Raw genomic sequence first — 13,541 nt, forward strand, 5'->3', positions numbered from 1 at the left:
TCGGCCTCTTCAATTTTTTAACGGCTACTTTCCATTTTTCCTGGGAAGCCGTCACTAAACTAACCCAAAGCTAAGGGCTATGCTGAACTCAGGTTCAGGAGGCCTCATTGATTTCAAAGGAGAAAATTATGTCTCGTGGTACCGTTAATCAAGTAACTCTCATCGGTAATGTTGGCCAAGATCCGGAACCGCGTTCAACGCCAAACGGAACCCAGATCGTGAATCTGAACCTGGCCACCGACGACAGTTATAAAGATCGGCAGACCGGGCAAATGGTCCCTCAAACTGACTGGCACCGTGTGGTGCTGATCGGAAAAGTTGCGGAAGTTGCAGGCCAGTATGTGCGCAAAGGGCAGAAGCTCTACGTGCAGGGCAAGCTAAAGACTCGCAAATACCAAAAGGACGGCATTGAACGTTTTACCACTGAGATCGTCGTTGATATGCAAGGCACGATGGAAATGCTCGGTGACAGTTCTGGCCAGGCGCGTCAATCGCAGGCGGAGCCAAAACAACAGGCACGTCAGCCCCAGCAACAGTCGCAGCCAACAAGCGCTGATAATGGGGCACCACCGGATGATGATTTCCCCTTCTGAAAAATGAAAGGCATCGTCTCGGACTGATTTGCCGAAGCTGTAAGGCATGGGGTAGCCCATGCCGCATCCTTATAACCCAACGGGGTATCTTGCCCCGTTGGGGCATAGGTACCTCGTCAACGTGTAGAGGTACTTATGAAAACAGTCAGTGCAATCTGTATTGCCATCGGTCTTTTGGTGATGTTCATGGCTCTTGGAGTCGATGTTGAGCAGCCGAATGCCGTTATGACAATCGCAGGACTTCTTGCCGGAGGGTACGCGCTCTCGGCGGTTGGTAAGGCCCTTTCAGGCCCCATCCGTCCGCCCCTTGATGAATTTCATCGGGAGGCTGAGCCGTGGACCCTGTGACCCAATCAATAAGCTTTCACTGCCATGCGGCGATACTCAAGGTCGAAAAAGATCTGGATAGACGCTGCTTCAAAGGCAAGCGGCTGACTGAAGAAGATAAGCGCGACGTCCTTCTGGTCCGAGCGTACCGACTTGGTCAGCAGTTTAAGCACTACGGAGACAATCCATTTGCTGAATGGCATCACCCGCTTTCTCAGAAGCTCAGTGAGAGCTTTTTGCTGGGAGCCGGGGAAATGTCTAAAGCAGTCGCATAGGAGTGATGAGATGTTCAGATACAGTGAAGTCGTCATCACCTGCGAAGGGCTTGGCGAGTTGATTCTCTTCCGGACGGTGTACGCCTATAAGGCTCAAACTTTCAAGCGTGAAACGCGTGGGAAGATGATCTTTGGGGCGAAACCGAGTCTGAGAGAAGTGATCTCCAGTCGTCCTAAGAGGACTGGGGTATTGCAAGAAGCACTATGAGAGTCGGCCTTCGGGCCGCTCTCTTTCTCAAAGTCATTCCTTGAGTGATTTTCAGAAAGAGAGATTTTGTGCCACTGGCACGAATCGGGCAGCTGACCCGACCATCCTGGTAAGTGCAGCACTTCAAAAACCCATCAGGGGTGACCTATCCCTGGTGGGGAGGTTGCCTCTCTAATCCTTAGGGAGAACACCATGAGCACAACTCAACTTGAGACCAACGTCAGCATTCGATGGTGGCCTGCCGCTGGGCAGACTGAAATCAATGCGTCGGACAAAGATTCCCTGCACGAATACGCTATGGATCATGTTAATAGCTCGCTCTCTTGCGGCTTTCGTGAGGGGCATCTGTCATTAGGCCTGCTAGTGGGCCCGGATTTGGACCAACGTTCTTATCGCGGCTACTGGCAATACTCCGAAGACCAGCCTTCAGCGAAGGTTTACGATTTGCCTTTCGGCATTCGCATACAAACCACTACCGATGGTGCAAGCCAGATTTCATCAACCCTTTCCGAGCAATTTACGCTTGATGGGAACCTGGATGAGAAGGGCAAGGCTTATGCCGATGCTCTGGAGGCTCTGCTTGTGTCATTAGCTTGTGCCGGCGTTGATCTTGATAACCCCAAGGTCAATTCCGCCCTGAAAACAGCTGTAGAGCAGATCGCCCAGCACGCCTGAGGAGTCGATTGAGATGGAAATTGAAACTCAAGTCAGCCCTCAGCGCCTCAAGATTGAGGATGCTGGCGGAGTCTGGGGATATGTGTATTGCATGTTTCGGGCCTGGCGCGGAGAGCATTACATGGATATTGAGCGCCGTGTAATTGTTCGCAAAGACTTTGAAGACTGGCGCGACTGTTTCGATGCAGAGTGCCGTGACCTGAAGAGTGAACCTTACGGATACGACAACGCTGAATTCGTGTCTATCTGTCAGGCCTAAAACCTAAACCCATGCGGGTGCTATGCACCCGCTGGGGCGTAGCACCTGCCTATCTGGAGGTGTATATGCAAACCAATCAAATCGCTCTTTTCGATGTCACTGACTTCGAGGATGAGATCGTAGAGAAGCCGGATCTGGATTCCTACGATTACGTGCTGGTGATGATGTCAGGCGGCAAGGATGGCCTGGCGTGTCTGCTCAACCTGATTGAAGAGGGGGTTCCGCTCTCTAAAATCGAAATGTGGCATCACTCGGTCGACGGTAAGGGTAATACCAACCCGTTATTCGATTGGCCAATCACCGAAAGCTACTGCGAAAAACTCGCAGAGGCGATCGGAATTCCCATTTATTTTAGCTGGAAATCTGGCGGTATAGAGTTGGAGATGCTTCGTGAGAATGCTCTGACACAGCCCACTTACTTTGAGACTCCCGATGGGACTTTCAAAGCGGGAGGGCTAACCGGGAAGAAAGCTACACGGCGCAAATTCCCACAGCTGTCCGCCAATCTCAGCACTCGTTGGTGCAGTTCGTACCTTAAAATCGATCCTGCTAGCAAGTCGCTGACGGGACAAACCCGCTTCGCTCACAAGCGCACTTTGTTTGTAACTGGCGAAAGGGCTGAAGAAAGCCCGGCTCGGGCGCGTTATAAAACGTTCGAGCCGCACCGCACAGACCGCCGTCATGGCCGGTCCAAGCGCCACGTTGATCACTACCGCCCCGTTCACGCGTGGAAGGAGTTTGAGATCTGGGAAATCATCCAGCGACATCGGATTAACGTCCATCCAGCTTACAAGCTGGGCTGGGGCCGGTTGAGCTGTATGACCTGTATCTTCGGATCAGCGGCGCAATGGGCAAGTGTGAAGGCCATCGATCCCGATCGGTTTGAGCGCATTGCCAACTATGAGGATGAGTTCGGAGTCACCATTCATCGGACTGAGACTGTCAGAGATCGAGCGGCTAAGGCACTGCCTTATGAGTCGTTAGATCAAAGCCAGATCGAGGCCGCGTTAAGCCTGGAGTACAAGGAGCCCATTTTTGTGGACGACTGGACCCTCCCGGCCGGCGCATTCGGTGAAAGTAACGGCCCGACATAAACCCCCACCAGGTGCCACCCGGCACCTGAGACACCCACCTAGCACCATTACTGGAGGAATTCGGTATGTGCGATGAAGACGAAGCGGATCTGTTCGAGAGCCCCGAGCTGTTGCCTGATGACATGCAAGCACTCATTGAGCATTACAGCCGGGAGATAGAAAACAGAGACCCTTACGAGGTTTGCCGGGAATTCCTGGCAGATGCTCAACAACGTGGTTACACGTTCGAATATGGGCTGGATGGGCAACCATACGGTCTTTGTCGAATGGTAGACACAAAACCCACCAGATCTTGAGTGCTCCGGCGCTTGAATCTGTCAACTACAGGTGAATGTATGGGAATTTCCGCTGAGGCGATTAACGCCTTTGTTCAGTTTGCCCCTTTGGCGATCGGACTGGTTCTGATGTGGCCAAAGCGCCATTCATAACACGAAAACCAACACTCAAGAGCGTCCGGAAGGGCGCTCAATAACTCAAGGAGTTCAGCATGATCGAGAAAGTTTTGAATCGCGGCCTGGAGAAACACTACGGGCTGCACGTTCAACTTAACGCGCCAGAGTTTTTCCAGAGGAAAGACTTCTTGCATTACATCGAGAACCAGGTGGTTTTCTCTTGGCATCAGCCTGGTGAAAACCCCAACGAATGGTCCGATGTCGCGGTCCTGGTTGAGCCCAATCTCGCGGGAGAGGGTAGTAGCTCGGACATGCCGGAAGATATCTGGGAGACGATTCTGGCCACGCTCAGATCGAGGTTTGGCCCGGAAGGTGATGGCATTCCACCCCGTGCGAGGAATCGGCATATCGTGGTGCGCCTTACTAACCTGGAAACACAGGAATAGTGATCGCCCTGGTACCGAAACATCAATAACCGATCCAGTCATTAAGCTGGCGGAATTTTTTAATGCCCCGCGTTCAATTTGGTCTCCGGACTGGGTGGTTCGCTCAACAACAGAAGGGGAATAATCATGGCTTTGCTTACTTTCAAAATGAGTGATGTGGCGCGTCTGGCTGAAGAGCTAAACGAGGCTCCTGGGTTCTCCGCGACAATGGATCAACTCTTTGACCCTGAGAAACATGAGGGCGGAGTAGTTCTCGACGCCGAGGGGCGCACAGCGGCTCAGGTTGAAGAAGCTGGCGGACTCTTTTGGCCATCGGCGAAGAACATTCGCGTAGATGCGCTTGAGCGCTGCTTTCAACTCGTCGGTGATCGTGGGGTTTACCTGATCACCAATGCCAAATTCGAAGGTGATTCGACACCTGCTTCACGCGGTACCGTGGCTTATGCCAACGGCTGCAATCCCGAAGTGGATGAGGATTACTACGAAAATAAGGTAGCTCTGTTCGGCGGTGATGATGGGACGGTAACCATCCCGTACCAGTGGTATGTCTTAGCCAAAGAGAAGGGCAAAAGGGTGTTCAAGATCAAGCTCTCTTCCAGCAGTGTAAGTTTGGTGATGTGACCACAAACCCCAGACGACTTCGGTCGTCTGGGGCACTTTAGGCAAATAAAACGCATCCACTCTGTGCGTGATTCTGTTCTGGATAGGCAGAATAGGATACATCGCGAGTCTATTTCGGTTTGAGATATCAAACTCAAATGGATTCACTCCCTCGCGGAGCGATCAGGCAGCTGGCCTGGATCTTCTGATCAAGCACAGCATCACAGCAATGCCCCGAGGGCTTCTAGTCCTCACCGGGGCAGAAGGTCTCTCGGTATTGTTTTTACCAACAAACCAAAGAGGCCTTTATGAAAAACACTATAAGTAAGGCCGCTGAAGCATTAGGAATACCATGCCTTTTCGCAGGAATTTCGCTCACGGCCCAACCGCTCATCCTAGTTGGAATCGCTCTTTGCATACTATCTGCAAGTCTGATTCCTCGATCTGATAAACCCTTTGCCACTTATACCTTGGTCGCAGCTACTTTTGTGTCCATTGGCTTCCTGGGTGTCCTGAACCTTAATCCTTTGCCAACGCAAGCCGCAGACGTCGTACTGTCTGTGCTCTTCGTGGTTACTGGCTTTTTGGGGTTCTTCGCAGCGACTGCCGTCAAACTTGTGTTACAACTCGTTTGTCAGCAGAATGATCAATAAGTAAACAGAATAGGTGAGATTAAATGAACACTGAGTTCATGATCACTACGGGCATACTTCTCGGCTGCTCCATCCTCGTGATGGTCGGCATTGATTGGTACCGTAGCCGCCAATCGTAATTACTTGATGTGAGGTGCCGGGACTTCCCGCGCCTCATCCGCTTACCCACCCAGCAGGGGGTTTCTACCCCCTCCTGGGGGATAGTTTCCCCTGTTATTCCTCTGGTCGGGGTATCCCAAAGCCTCCTTCCAGGGGCGGTTTTGGGATACCTCGACTGGAACCCAAAGCTGACAGGAGAAACACTATGTCTGGATTTTATCCCACTCAAGAAGTCCGCGATGCGGCCACTGGAAACTGGGTTGCCATTCTGGCGACCATGATCCCTGAAATTGAACCAGCGCTGAAGAAGCAAGGCCGTGGCCATGTGCCATGCCCGATGCCTGGCCACGGTTCGAAGGGGAAAAAGTTCCGGGTCTTCAAGGACGTCAACGAAACGGGCGGCGCAATCTGCTCATGCAATAGCTGGAAAGAGGGCTTTAACGTCCTCATGGATTATCACGGCTGGGACTTCGAAGTAACGAAGGAACAGATCGGAAGATTCCTCCAGCTACAGAAGGTAGTCCCGCGTCGAGACCGCGAGCAACAGCCCGAAAATAAAGCCGCTGCAAAGCCTGCCCCTGAAAAGGCAGCTTCTAAGCCAACTCTAAGCCCCATTGAACACGGTATTGCCATCGAGCAAGACGCCATGAAGGCCTACGAGGACGCTTACCTGAACACCGCTGCAAACGAAGCTCAGCCTGAAACGGTTGAGGAGCCTTATGTGGATGCGTGTTCAGAGCCCGAAGTGTCGCAAGATAGCAAAGTAGAGCTCCCAGAGCAGCATTCTCAGCCTAAGGCGGAAGAGCAGCAAACGTCACAGCCTGTGACGATCGCTGACATCTACCAGTCCAAGCCATGGCTCGCAGCTACGGCTGACGAGCTGGCGGAGCAGAGGAAGCGAGATGAGCTTTATCAGGCCAACCTGGTAGGGCGCATCGAAAAGCTATGGAACGAGGCTTTGCCCTTGGATTCACCAGCTGCAGAGCCTGCCAGAGCGTACATCAGGAATCGTCAGGTCTCGATCCGAGGCATGAACCTGGTCAACGATGTTCGGTTTATCCCGAAGCTCGTGTACCGCGACGAAGATGGCAGCAATCTCGGAGAATTCCCGGCGATTGTCGCAGCGATCAGAGATAAGAACGGTGACCTGGTAACCCTGCACCGGACCTATCTCACCAAAAACGGCAAAAAAGCCCGTGTACCGTCTCCCAAGAAGATGATGCCGGTGCCAATCACGAAAGCTGTGGTTGGCGGAGCTGTTCGCTTCGGCGAGCCTCAAAACGGTGTTGTGGGGGTTGCAGAAGGTATGGAAACCGCTTGGTCGGTTTACCGCGCCACTGGCCAAACAGTTTGGTCATGTGTGTCGTGCTCGATCCTTCAGGGGTTTGAGCCGCCTGCAGGTACAAAGGTAGTGGTTCACTGGGCAGATAAGGATCGCAGTGCAGCTGGCGAACTCGCTGATGCTGTATTGCGTGAACGGCTGGAGCCGCGTGGTATCAAAGTTGTGACCATGCTTCCCTCTGTTCCCATTCCTAGAAATGCCAAGGGGATCGATTGGAATGACGTGCTGATAGGCCAGGGTCTGTTCGGGTTCCCCCGGAAAGATTACCTGCGCAGCCTCTGCGAGAATCCTCATGGAGGTGTTCAGAATGTCGTCTGATCAAACCGCAGTGCAGCCGATGCAGAACATCATCGACTTCAATGCGCTTGTCACGGAGCCGGGTGGACCCGGCCCTTTCTCACCTCCTCCGGGGTGGGAGGGGCCGGATGACACTTACCGTCGACGCATTCGGGAAGCGCTTCTTCAGAAGCGAGATCGACACCAACAATTGCTGACGTTGTTCATTTGGAGCGAGAAAGGCTATTCAGTAGGCTTTACCGGTCCATACGCGGACTCTGCACGAGAGGTCTACAACGATCTCAAGGCGGAGCTCGGCAAAGCTGCAGCATGAGGAGGTGGGATGTCGAATTCTGCAAACAAAGCCGCCAAGACCGGGTCTGTGAGTTTTATTCGCTGGCCCGATCTAACACTACGGTCGATCAATCTGCACAGCGCCTACATATTGGATGTTTACCAGAGGGGTCGGCAATCCAAGCCCAAGCGTCATTCGTGACCTTGGGTTTTTTTTTGTCGGTCACGTAAAACACATCCACTTTCTACTATGTTTCCGGCCAGTCCATAAGATAGCCCTCAGGTAAAAATGAAACTGAGGACGCAAACATGGGTGTCAGCCTGTTTAACTATGCTGCTATAAACGACATCATTGAAAGGCTGCAAGAGGTGACAGTTGCCTCGCCTAGGTATGAGGCAAAAGCCTTGCAGGGCTTTATCACCCCCCGGTGGAACCTTCGAAAGCGAATGGAAGTTCGCTTGATTGACTTTAACCGTGATGGCGCAGGATTGACCATTCCTGTGCCTGCCTGGGAGCAGGGCGACGATGTCTGTCTCCATGTCCGCGCTACCAACAAACCCGAATTGAAATTAACGGCCATGCCGGCGAATGTGAGATACCGGATAACCTGGAACGGCGAGTATCGGATAGGGCTTCAATTTAAACCCCAGAGCAGTCTTTTGCGTGAAGATCACTTTCGCTTACAGGCCAGCGCCCTGGAAAGTTATCTGGCAGAAATTAACGAGTGCCCCACCATCGCCGTGTACGACAATTTGGCCCAGGACCAGGCTATTGCTGCAAGTGAGCCGTCCTACTGAATTCATTTTTGTGCCGTAGGCACGAAACGGGTAGCTGCCCCGACCATCTGGTAAGCACAGCATTCCAAAACACCCATATCGGGGCCCTTATGCCCCGGTGGGGTAAAAGGCTCCACTCAACGTAGGAGCGCCATCATGGCTTTAATGTTCTTCGTCGAACTCAAAGCAGATCCAACACTGAACGGTAATGTCAGGCAGAAGCTCGCTGATGCTTTTGATTGTGTCGTCAGGATGCGAGATTTCCGTGTCCCAGTGCTGGATTTCAGAGTCGACGAACTCACCAACGAAGATCAACAGAGCGAATACTGTCTGCAGATCTATTACGACTCGAAAGAACCTCGCGTCGAAGTGGATGACTATCTGGAGGTATCAGTTCTTTTCGATCTGATGCTCAAAGGCCCAGCTAACCCCCACGGCGTAATCTTAGATTTCAACGTGGTGGCCAGTGCTGACGCGCCCGCGCCGAAACCTGGTTTCAAACGCGGCGATGCGGCCTTTGACACACATGAACAACTCATAACTCTGAAACGTGATCTGCGATCAGAGCTGACCATCTGAAGAGATCGAATCTCTTACCAAGCCCGAGGGTACGCTGAACCCCTCGGGGTGGCGTGCTCACTTATCAGGAGAACGCTATGAATAATCCGGACGATGTTCGATTCAACAACCCGTACACACTGCCTGAGACGCTTACAAAGCTTCGTGGCTATTTGAAGGCCACGCAGCAGTTGGATGGTTTGGCTTTGCTCCAAAAGGCAGAGGCCAAAGCGGGCGAGGATGTACATTACGCTCGTGAGTTCGAGAAGACGTTTCTGTTTGGCAGCACTGTGCAGTACCGGGTACTGTTCAGCCACTTTGGTGATTACATGGAGAAGTCTCGTAAGACCTTTCCTTTTTATCCCCACGTTGACGCGGTGAATGCCGTTGATAGCGCCATGCACAAGCTCAAGTTGGGCTTGGACCTGGACGAAATAGCGGCTGAATACAACTGGCTTCATAACCACAACAGCGCTCGGGCAGAAATCGCCTGATCTGTTAACCAACCGAAGAGACCTGGTCTCTTCCAACCCTGAGGGTATGCCAATCCCTCGGGGTTGGTGTGCTCTCCTGTTCAGGAGAACGCAAATGACCGTTCAAATTCACAACTCAAGATTCGAACGTATCCAGCAAAAAGCCGAACCTGTGATTCTTCACATAATCGACCTGCTGCAGAAAGGGTATGCCCTATCGGTGGCAGTTTCGTTCGGTAAAGATTCATCAGCCGTACTTGTTTTGTTCTTCGAAGCATTGAAACGAGCCAAGGATCAAGGCATTGAACTGCCTCGGTGCTACATTTCCCACTCAAACACCGGGATCGAAAATCCGGCCATTGACAGCTACACAGGGGAAATGATCGGGTATGTTGACCGGTTCATAGAACAGCAAGATCTCCCTGTGGAGGTCGTGCTGGCGGAGCCTTCACTCTCTGCGTCGTTCATGTATGCGACGGTAGGGCGGGGGAAGCTGCCACGCTTCGTTGACTCTAAGCACCGCGAGTGCAGTATCGATTGGAAAGTTCGACCGCAGCAGAAGGCGCTCAAGCGCATTCGTAAGCAAGCCGGTGAAGGCCGAGATCTTGTTGTCCTGGTGGGAACCCGGACGTCGGAATCAGCTGGACGCGGTGATCGAATGACAAAAGCCGGTCATACCGCAACTGCCCTGATCCCAGCTGAGGGTCAGAACGCATTGTTCTCATGCTCTGTTATTGCCGATTGGGAAATGACGGATGTGTGGGAGCTGCTGATGGCTGTGGACTCAAAGCGAAACGGCATCTATTCCACCTATGTACCATCGTTCGAGCATACGCTTGAGCTTTACCGGGCATCCAATGAGGGCGCATGCGCCATCATCGTTGGAGACGGTGGTAACAAATCGGCCTGCGGCTCAAGACATGGCTGTGGGATATGTACGATCGCTGGGAAAAAAGACAAGTCAATGTCGGCCATGATTGAGTCCGAACCCGATACATTCGGGTACCTGGACGGGATCAACCGGCTTCGGAATTTCATCGTCAGAACCCAGCACGACTTCGGTCGTCGCGAGTGGTTCCAACGGGGCATTTCTGACATTGGCTACGTGGCTCTGTCTCCGGACAACTACTCATCCCGGATGCGGCGCGAACTGCTTCGCTACATGCTTACTCTCGATATTCGGGAGGAAGAGCGTGCAGAGGAGCATGCAGCAGCTTTATCTCGCGGTGACATCGCCGATACCCCGGCGAATCGTCGCCTGGCACATCCCCAATTCAATTGGATCACACCGAAGATGTTGCTTGCGATCGACTTCGCATGGGGCATTTACGGAGCATTCGATCACGCCTTCCCAGCTTTGAGAGAGTGGTACGAGGTGGTACACCTGGGCCGTCGCTATGACGTCCCGGAGGTCGCTGAGGATGTCTACCCCCGCATACCTGTGCCAGAGAAGCGGTATTTCTACATCGGTGCTTACGAACACCCGTGGAAAATCGACGGACTTCGAAATGCATACGCTGAGGCGATAAACCCGTCTCGACGCCCGGATCGGCCTCCTTTTGGAGCCTACCGGGATGCAGAAACCGGAGAGACCCGTCGGGTCGCCTACTTCGAGGAAGAGGATGAGCTGAACATCGATGGGATGGAGGCAAATCTCTTCTTAATGGAGTACGAGGAGATCTACTTCTCAACTCTGTCACTGGAGAACGCCGATGGCGTGCGCTATCTGCTTGATCGCGGTCTGGTCAAGGTAGGACGTGGACAAATCGCGACCTACGACAAGATCGCCCGCCGTGCCCAACACTGGATGCGACTGGAAGAAGATCTGAATGTTTACGACATTCAGCAGTACGCAATCGAAAACTCCATTTCCAAGGCCGAGCACTTCCGGCTTCTGGAAGAGCACCAACGACGAATCGCATCCCAAGTAAGCGACCAGGGCAACCTGGACCTGTTTACCGAGGAAGCGGCTTAACGGCGAATACGACTTCGCCATTCAACCGTCTTGGTGGGCCTATGGCTCACCAGGACATTTCTGACAGCTATCGCGTGAACCTCCGGGTTTGCCTGGTGGCACTACCAATGGAGAAATGTCATGGGCTATTCCCATTATTTCAAGAAAAGACGAAAGCCAACCGCTGATGAATGGGAGGCCATCGAACGGGCCGCCAAGTTTCTGATTGCGAATGCGCCAGTTCGAACAGCAACAGCCGGGGGTTATTGTCAGGATGATCCGCTTTCCGGGTACCTCATCACGTATGTCGAGAGGAAAGATCCGGAGACAGGTGAATATGTCGATGAGGCAATCGCCATCGATCATGCCGCTCCCAATGTTGTGCAAGCGATGGAGGGTAATCCGTGCATCTGTTTCGACGGTGTTGAGGATCTGGGCCACGAAACCTTCCTGATGACTAATCTGGGGCCAGAAGAGGATAGGGCGCTTTCGCCCTGTATGTGGTTCTGCAAAACAGGGCGAAAGCCCTACGATCTACTGGTTTGCGGATTGCTGATATTGGTCAACGATATCGCACCGGATCTGCTGGCGATTAGAAGTGATGGCAAGGTCGATGATTGGGAGCCTGCTTTGCAGTTTGCTCGAACTTATAACGACCATGTCAGCCTTCCAAAAGGCATTGATCCAGAAGCGCAGCAGCAAACAGGTGCTCCGCTAAGTCAGTTCTTGGAGTCCGCACCGGAACCCGGCCTGTACTTTTAACCAACCATCCCTTTGAGGCCTCCGGGCCTCTTTGGGATCTAAAAAATGAGGAAATGATGATGAAGAAACTCTCAATTGCGGTTGCCTTAAGCGCTGGGCTGATCCATGGCTGCGTTGATTCCACAGTAGCCTTTGAACAATCGAAGCTCATGCCTGACAACGGTCAGGAAGTGACTTTGACCGGGACTGACGATGAGGCAGTGATGACTCTCAGCACACGTAGTAAAAAATACGTGTTCGAGGGAAAACTTACCGAGCGCTCAGTGTTGCGGGTGCGGTTTGAAGGCTTGCTTCAAAGTGGAGGTGAGCCCGTAACTGAGACTTTCATCCTGAACCAATACCATTCCGGTGGCATTTGGCTCTGTGATGGCTGCGTACCCTGGGTTGAAGTCCATCCCGTCCTGATGGTGGAAGCATCCTCAAAATAAACCTCAACGATCGTCTATGGGCCTCCAGGCCCATAGGTGACCTATATCGCATGCGATAACTGGTGCAGGAGCGCAGGGGAGGGAGCTGAAAACGTCACGCTTCTGCCGTCCGTTTGACCGCTTTGGGGGTAAGTTAGTAATTAGGGCATGGCCCTTCTCTCCCCAAAGAAATACGCTGTCACAATCAGTGAAAGGGTTTTTATGTGATCCCAGATTTGTTCGGCTGCCAGCGCCTTATCGTCGCTGTATTCCACGTAAACGGTTGCAGCCGCAACTAGCGCGAAGAAGATCAAGACTGACAAAAACGGAATAATTGGGGCAATGACTTTAGGTTGATCAGACATACACACCTCAACCGTTGCTAAAGCAACTTGAGATGCGATGTCAGGGTCTGGCCGCACTCACAGAATGGGGCATCGCGAAACAAGATATTTGCGGAGGCTTTCGCCACCGAGCTCAAAGGCCCGCACCCCCATTATACCCCATTTAAACGGTCCTAAGGGGCCTCAGGCGTACTACGCTAGACACTTTTTCCGCATCTTCTTGCCACTAGACAGGGCCTATCAGGGGTAACCTGGTCCCTATTCTGGAGAATTCTTTTTGGCTGCCGCGTTCTTGGAGCGTTTCGGCTAAAACGAATTTTGTGCCCCTGGCGCAAATCAGGCAGCTGACCTGGCTTTTATGCAAGCACAGCACTCCTACCTAAACCCATGCGGGGTCCGTCCCTGTATGGGGCGACTCCGTTTCTCAAGCGGAGAATTTCAATGAGCAAAGAAATCGTTGCTTACCACCTCAGCTCTGAACAGAAACTGAGTTTTGTTGGCTCTGAGCCGTTTATTTGTCCGGAGTGGGCCGTCGTGTACGGCTACGCAATGGAGAACAATCGGACGGGCGAAGCGCTAAACATTCTTCATGATCACCGTGAAGACCTGGTGCCGGCGCTTAAAGAGCGGTTCCCCATTCGTTATGGCCAACGCAGTGTTGGTTGCGGCGACTGGGCCACTCTTCTCGCCTCGTCTGAAGCGGCTTCCCTCAACCCACTGCCACACTAATCTC

At 52.7% G+C, this 13,541-nt stretch carries 20 protein-coding genes; 18 read left to right on the top strand and 2 right to left on the bottom strand.

Going from position 1 to position 13,541, the window contains the following annotated elements; genetic code table 11:
* Positions 1-128 precede the first annotated feature (128 nt).
* Together ssb and G7W63_RS08345 are read left to right on the top strand one after the other, a co-directional pair.
* The gene (ssb, locus tag G7W63_RS08340; RefSeq protein WP_166256057.1) at positions 129-593 is read left to right on the top strand and encodes a single-stranded DNA-binding protein; all 465 of its coding nucleotides are present in this window, start codon (positions 129-131) and stop codon (positions 591-593) included.
* A gap of 135 nt (positions 594-728) precedes the next feature.
* Positions 729-941 (top strand): hypothetical protein, encoded by a 213-nt coding sequence (locus G7W63_RS08345; RefSeq protein WP_166256060.1) that lies wholly within the window; start codon positions 729-731, stop codon positions 939-941.
* Between the two features lie 5 nt (positions 942-946).
* Here G7W63_RS08345 and G7W63_RS08350 read toward each other — a convergent pair whose 3' ends face one another.
* Positions 947-1,123 carry a hypothetical protein gene (locus G7W63_RS08350; protein ID WP_166256063.1) on the bottom strand — a complete coding sequence of 59 codons (177 nt, stop codon included), beginning with the start codon at positions 1,121-1,123 and terminating at the stop codon, positions 947-949.
* A gap of 472 nt (positions 1,124-1,595) precedes the next feature.
* Between G7W63_RS08350 and G7W63_RS08355 the strand changes: the two genes are divergently transcribed.
* From G7W63_RS08355 to G7W63_RS08425, 15 genes are all read left to right on the top strand, one after another.
* A complete protein-coding gene (locus G7W63_RS08355; RefSeq protein ID WP_166256066.1) occupies positions 1,596-2,078 on the top strand; it encodes a hypothetical protein in 483 nt (160 codons plus the stop codon).
* A 13-nt stretch (positions 2,079-2,091) separates the two neighbouring features.
* Positions 2,092-2,337 (top strand): hypothetical protein, encoded by a 246-nt coding sequence (locus tag G7W63_RS08360; protein ID WP_166256069.1) that lies wholly within the window; start codon positions 2,092-2,094, stop codon positions 2,335-2,337.
* A gap of 65 nt (positions 2,338-2,402) precedes the next feature.
* Complete coding sequence (locus G7W63_RS08365; RefSeq protein ID WP_166256072.1) at positions 2,403-3,431, top strand: phosphoadenosine phosphosulfate reductase domain-containing protein; 1,029 nt, start codon at positions 2,403-2,405, stop codon at positions 3,429-3,431.
* Positions 3,432-3,496: 65 nt separating this feature from the next.
* A complete protein-coding gene (locus tag G7W63_RS08370) occupies positions 3,497-3,727 on the top strand; it encodes a hypothetical protein (RefSeq protein WP_166256075.1) in 231 nt (76 codons plus the stop codon).
* 191 nt (positions 3,728-3,918) lie between these two features.
* Positions 3,919-4,269, top strand: a complete 351-nt coding sequence (locus G7W63_RS08375) for a hypothetical protein (protein WP_166256078.1) — start codon at positions 3,919-3,921, stop codon at positions 4,267-4,269.
* 126 nt (positions 4,270-4,395) lie between these two features.
* Entirely contained in the window at positions 4,396-4,890 is a 495-nt protein-coding gene (locus tag G7W63_RS08380; protein ID WP_166256081.1) for a DUF3085 domain-containing protein, read from the top strand.
* Between the two features lie 287 nt (positions 4,891-5,177).
* Positions 5,178-5,522 carry a hypothetical protein gene (locus G7W63_RS08385; protein ID WP_166256084.1) on the top strand — a complete coding sequence of 115 codons (345 nt, stop codon included), beginning with the start codon at positions 5,178-5,180 and terminating at the stop codon, positions 5,520-5,522.
* Between the two features lie 304 nt (positions 5,523-5,826).
* Positions 5,827-7,281: a DUF7146 domain-containing protein gene (locus G7W63_RS19815; RefSeq protein WP_207308924.1), complete on the top strand. Its 1,455-nt coding sequence runs from the start codon at positions 5,827-5,829 to the stop codon at positions 7,279-7,281.
* A complete protein-coding gene (locus tag G7W63_RS08395) occupies positions 7,271-7,573 on the top strand; it encodes a hypothetical protein (RefSeq protein WP_166256087.1) in 303 nt (100 codons plus the stop codon). Before G7W63_RS19815 ends, G7W63_RS08395 begins: the two co-directional genes overlap by 11 nt.
* A 269-nt stretch (positions 7,574-7,842) precedes the next feature.
* Entirely contained in the window at positions 7,843-8,331 is a 489-nt protein-coding gene (locus G7W63_RS08400; protein WP_166256090.1) for a PilZ domain-containing protein, read from the top strand.
* 135 nt (positions 8,332-8,466) lie between these two features.
* Positions 8,467-8,889 carry a hypothetical protein gene (locus G7W63_RS08405; protein WP_166256093.1) on the top strand — a complete coding sequence of 141 codons (423 nt, stop codon included), beginning with the start codon at positions 8,467-8,469 and terminating at the stop codon, positions 8,887-8,889.
* 77 nt (positions 8,890-8,966) lie between these two features.
* Entirely contained in the window at positions 8,967-9,362 is a 396-nt protein-coding gene (locus tag G7W63_RS19820; protein WP_207308925.1) for a hypothetical protein, read from the top strand.
* Positions 9,363-9,456: 94 nt separating this feature from the next.
* Positions 9,457-11,316, top strand: a complete 1,860-nt coding sequence (locus tag G7W63_RS08415; RefSeq protein ID WP_166256096.1) for a phosphoadenosine phosphosulfate reductase domain-containing protein — start codon at positions 9,457-9,459, stop codon at positions 11,314-11,316.
* Positions 11,317-11,436: 120 nt separating this feature from the next.
* Positions 11,437-12,057 (top strand): hypothetical protein, encoded by a 621-nt coding sequence (locus tag G7W63_RS08420; RefSeq protein ID WP_166256098.1) that lies wholly within the window; start codon positions 11,437-11,439, stop codon positions 12,055-12,057.
* A 56-nt stretch (positions 12,058-12,113) separates the two neighbouring features.
* Positions 12,114-12,485: a hypothetical protein gene (locus G7W63_RS08425; RefSeq protein ID WP_166256100.1), complete on the top strand. Its 372-nt coding sequence runs from the start codon at positions 12,114-12,116 to the stop codon at positions 12,483-12,485.
* A gap of 140 nt (positions 12,486-12,625) precedes the next feature.
* On the opposite strand, the gene G7W63_RS08430 is transcribed toward G7W63_RS08425, so the two are convergent.
* A complete protein-coding gene (locus tag G7W63_RS08430; protein WP_166256103.1) occupies positions 12,626-12,829 on the bottom strand; it encodes a hypothetical protein in 204 nt (67 codons plus the stop codon).
* A gap of 420 nt (positions 12,830-13,249) precedes the next feature.
* Here G7W63_RS08430 and G7W63_RS08435 point away from each other — a divergent pair, with 420 nt between their 5' ends.
* Positions 13,250-13,537: a hypothetical protein gene (locus tag G7W63_RS08435; protein ID WP_166256106.1), complete on the top strand. Its 288-nt coding sequence runs from the start codon at positions 13,250-13,252 to the stop codon at positions 13,535-13,537.
* Positions 13,538-13,541: the final 4 nt, after the last annotated feature.

Source organism: Marinobacter salicampi, from assembly GCF_011074795.1.
GTDB lineage: Bacteria > Pseudomonadota > Gammaproteobacteria > Pseudomonadales > Oleiphilaceae > Marinobacter > Marinobacter salicampi.

Coding starts and splice junctions, on each gene's coding strand:
- G7W63_RS08435 (WP_166256106.1), top strand. CDS start 13,250: ATGAGCAAAGAAATCGTTGCTTACCACCTCAGCTCTGAACAGAAACTG.
- G7W63_RS08375 (WP_166256078.1), top strand. CDS start 3,919: ATGATCGAGAAAGTTTTGAATCGCGGCCTGGAGAAACACTACGGGCTG.
- G7W63_RS08385 (WP_166256084.1), top strand. CDS start 5,178: ATGAAAAACACTATAAGTAAGGCCGCTGAAGCATTAGGAATACCATGC.
- G7W63_RS08355 (WP_166256066.1), top strand. CDS start 1,596: ATGAGCACAACTCAACTTGAGACCAACGTCAGCATTCGATGGTGGCCT.
- G7W63_RS08350 (WP_166256063.1), bottom strand. CDS start 1,123: ATGCCATTCAGCAAATGGATTGTCTCCGTAGTGCTTAAACTGCTGACC.
- G7W63_RS08370 (WP_166256075.1), top strand. CDS start 3,497: ATGTGCGATGAAGACGAAGCGGATCTGTTCGAGAGCCCCGAGCTGTTG.
- G7W63_RS08345 (WP_166256060.1), top strand. CDS start 729: ATGAAAACAGTCAGTGCAATCTGTATTGCCATCGGTCTTTTGGTGATG.
- G7W63_RS08380 (WP_166256081.1), top strand. CDS start 4,396: ATGGCTTTGCTTACTTTCAAAATGAGTGATGTGGCGCGTCTGGCTGAA.
- G7W63_RS08400 (WP_166256090.1), top strand. CDS start 7,843: ATGGGTGTCAGCCTGTTTAACTATGCTGCTATAAACGACATCATTGAA.
- G7W63_RS08425 (WP_166256100.1), top strand. CDS start 12,114: ATGATGAAGAAACTCTCAATTGCGGTTGCCTTAAGCGCTGGGCTGATC.
- G7W63_RS08415 (WP_166256096.1), top strand. CDS start 9,457: ATGACCGTTCAAATTCACAACTCAAGATTCGAACGTATCCAGCAAAAA.
- ssb (WP_166256057.1), top strand. CDS start 129: ATGTCTCGTGGTACCGTTAATCAAGTAACTCTCATCGGTAATGTTGGC.
- G7W63_RS19820 (WP_207308925.1), top strand. CDS start 8,967: ATGAATAATCCGGACGATGTTCGATTCAACAACCCGTACACACTGCCT.
- G7W63_RS08365 (WP_166256072.1), top strand. CDS start 2,403: ATGCAAACCAATCAAATCGCTCTTTTCGATGTCACTGACTTCGAGGAT.
- G7W63_RS08405 (WP_166256093.1), top strand. CDS start 8,467: ATGGCTTTAATGTTCTTCGTCGAACTCAAAGCAGATCCAACACTGAAC.
- G7W63_RS08420 (WP_166256098.1), top strand. CDS start 11,437: ATGGGCTATTCCCATTATTTCAAGAAAAGACGAAAGCCAACCGCTGAT.
- G7W63_RS08430 (WP_166256103.1), bottom strand. CDS start 12,829: ATGTCTGATCAACCTAAAGTCATTGCCCCAATTATTCCGTTTTTGTCA.
- G7W63_RS08395 (WP_166256087.1), top strand. CDS start 7,271: ATGTCGTCTGATCAAACCGCAGTGCAGCCGATGCAGAACATCATCGAC.
- G7W63_RS08360 (WP_166256069.1), top strand. CDS start 2,092: ATGGAAATTGAAACTCAAGTCAGCCCTCAGCGCCTCAAGATTGAGGAT.
- G7W63_RS19815 (WP_207308924.1), top strand. CDS start 5,827: ATGTCTGGATTTTATCCCACTCAAGAAGTCCGCGATGCGGCCACTGGA.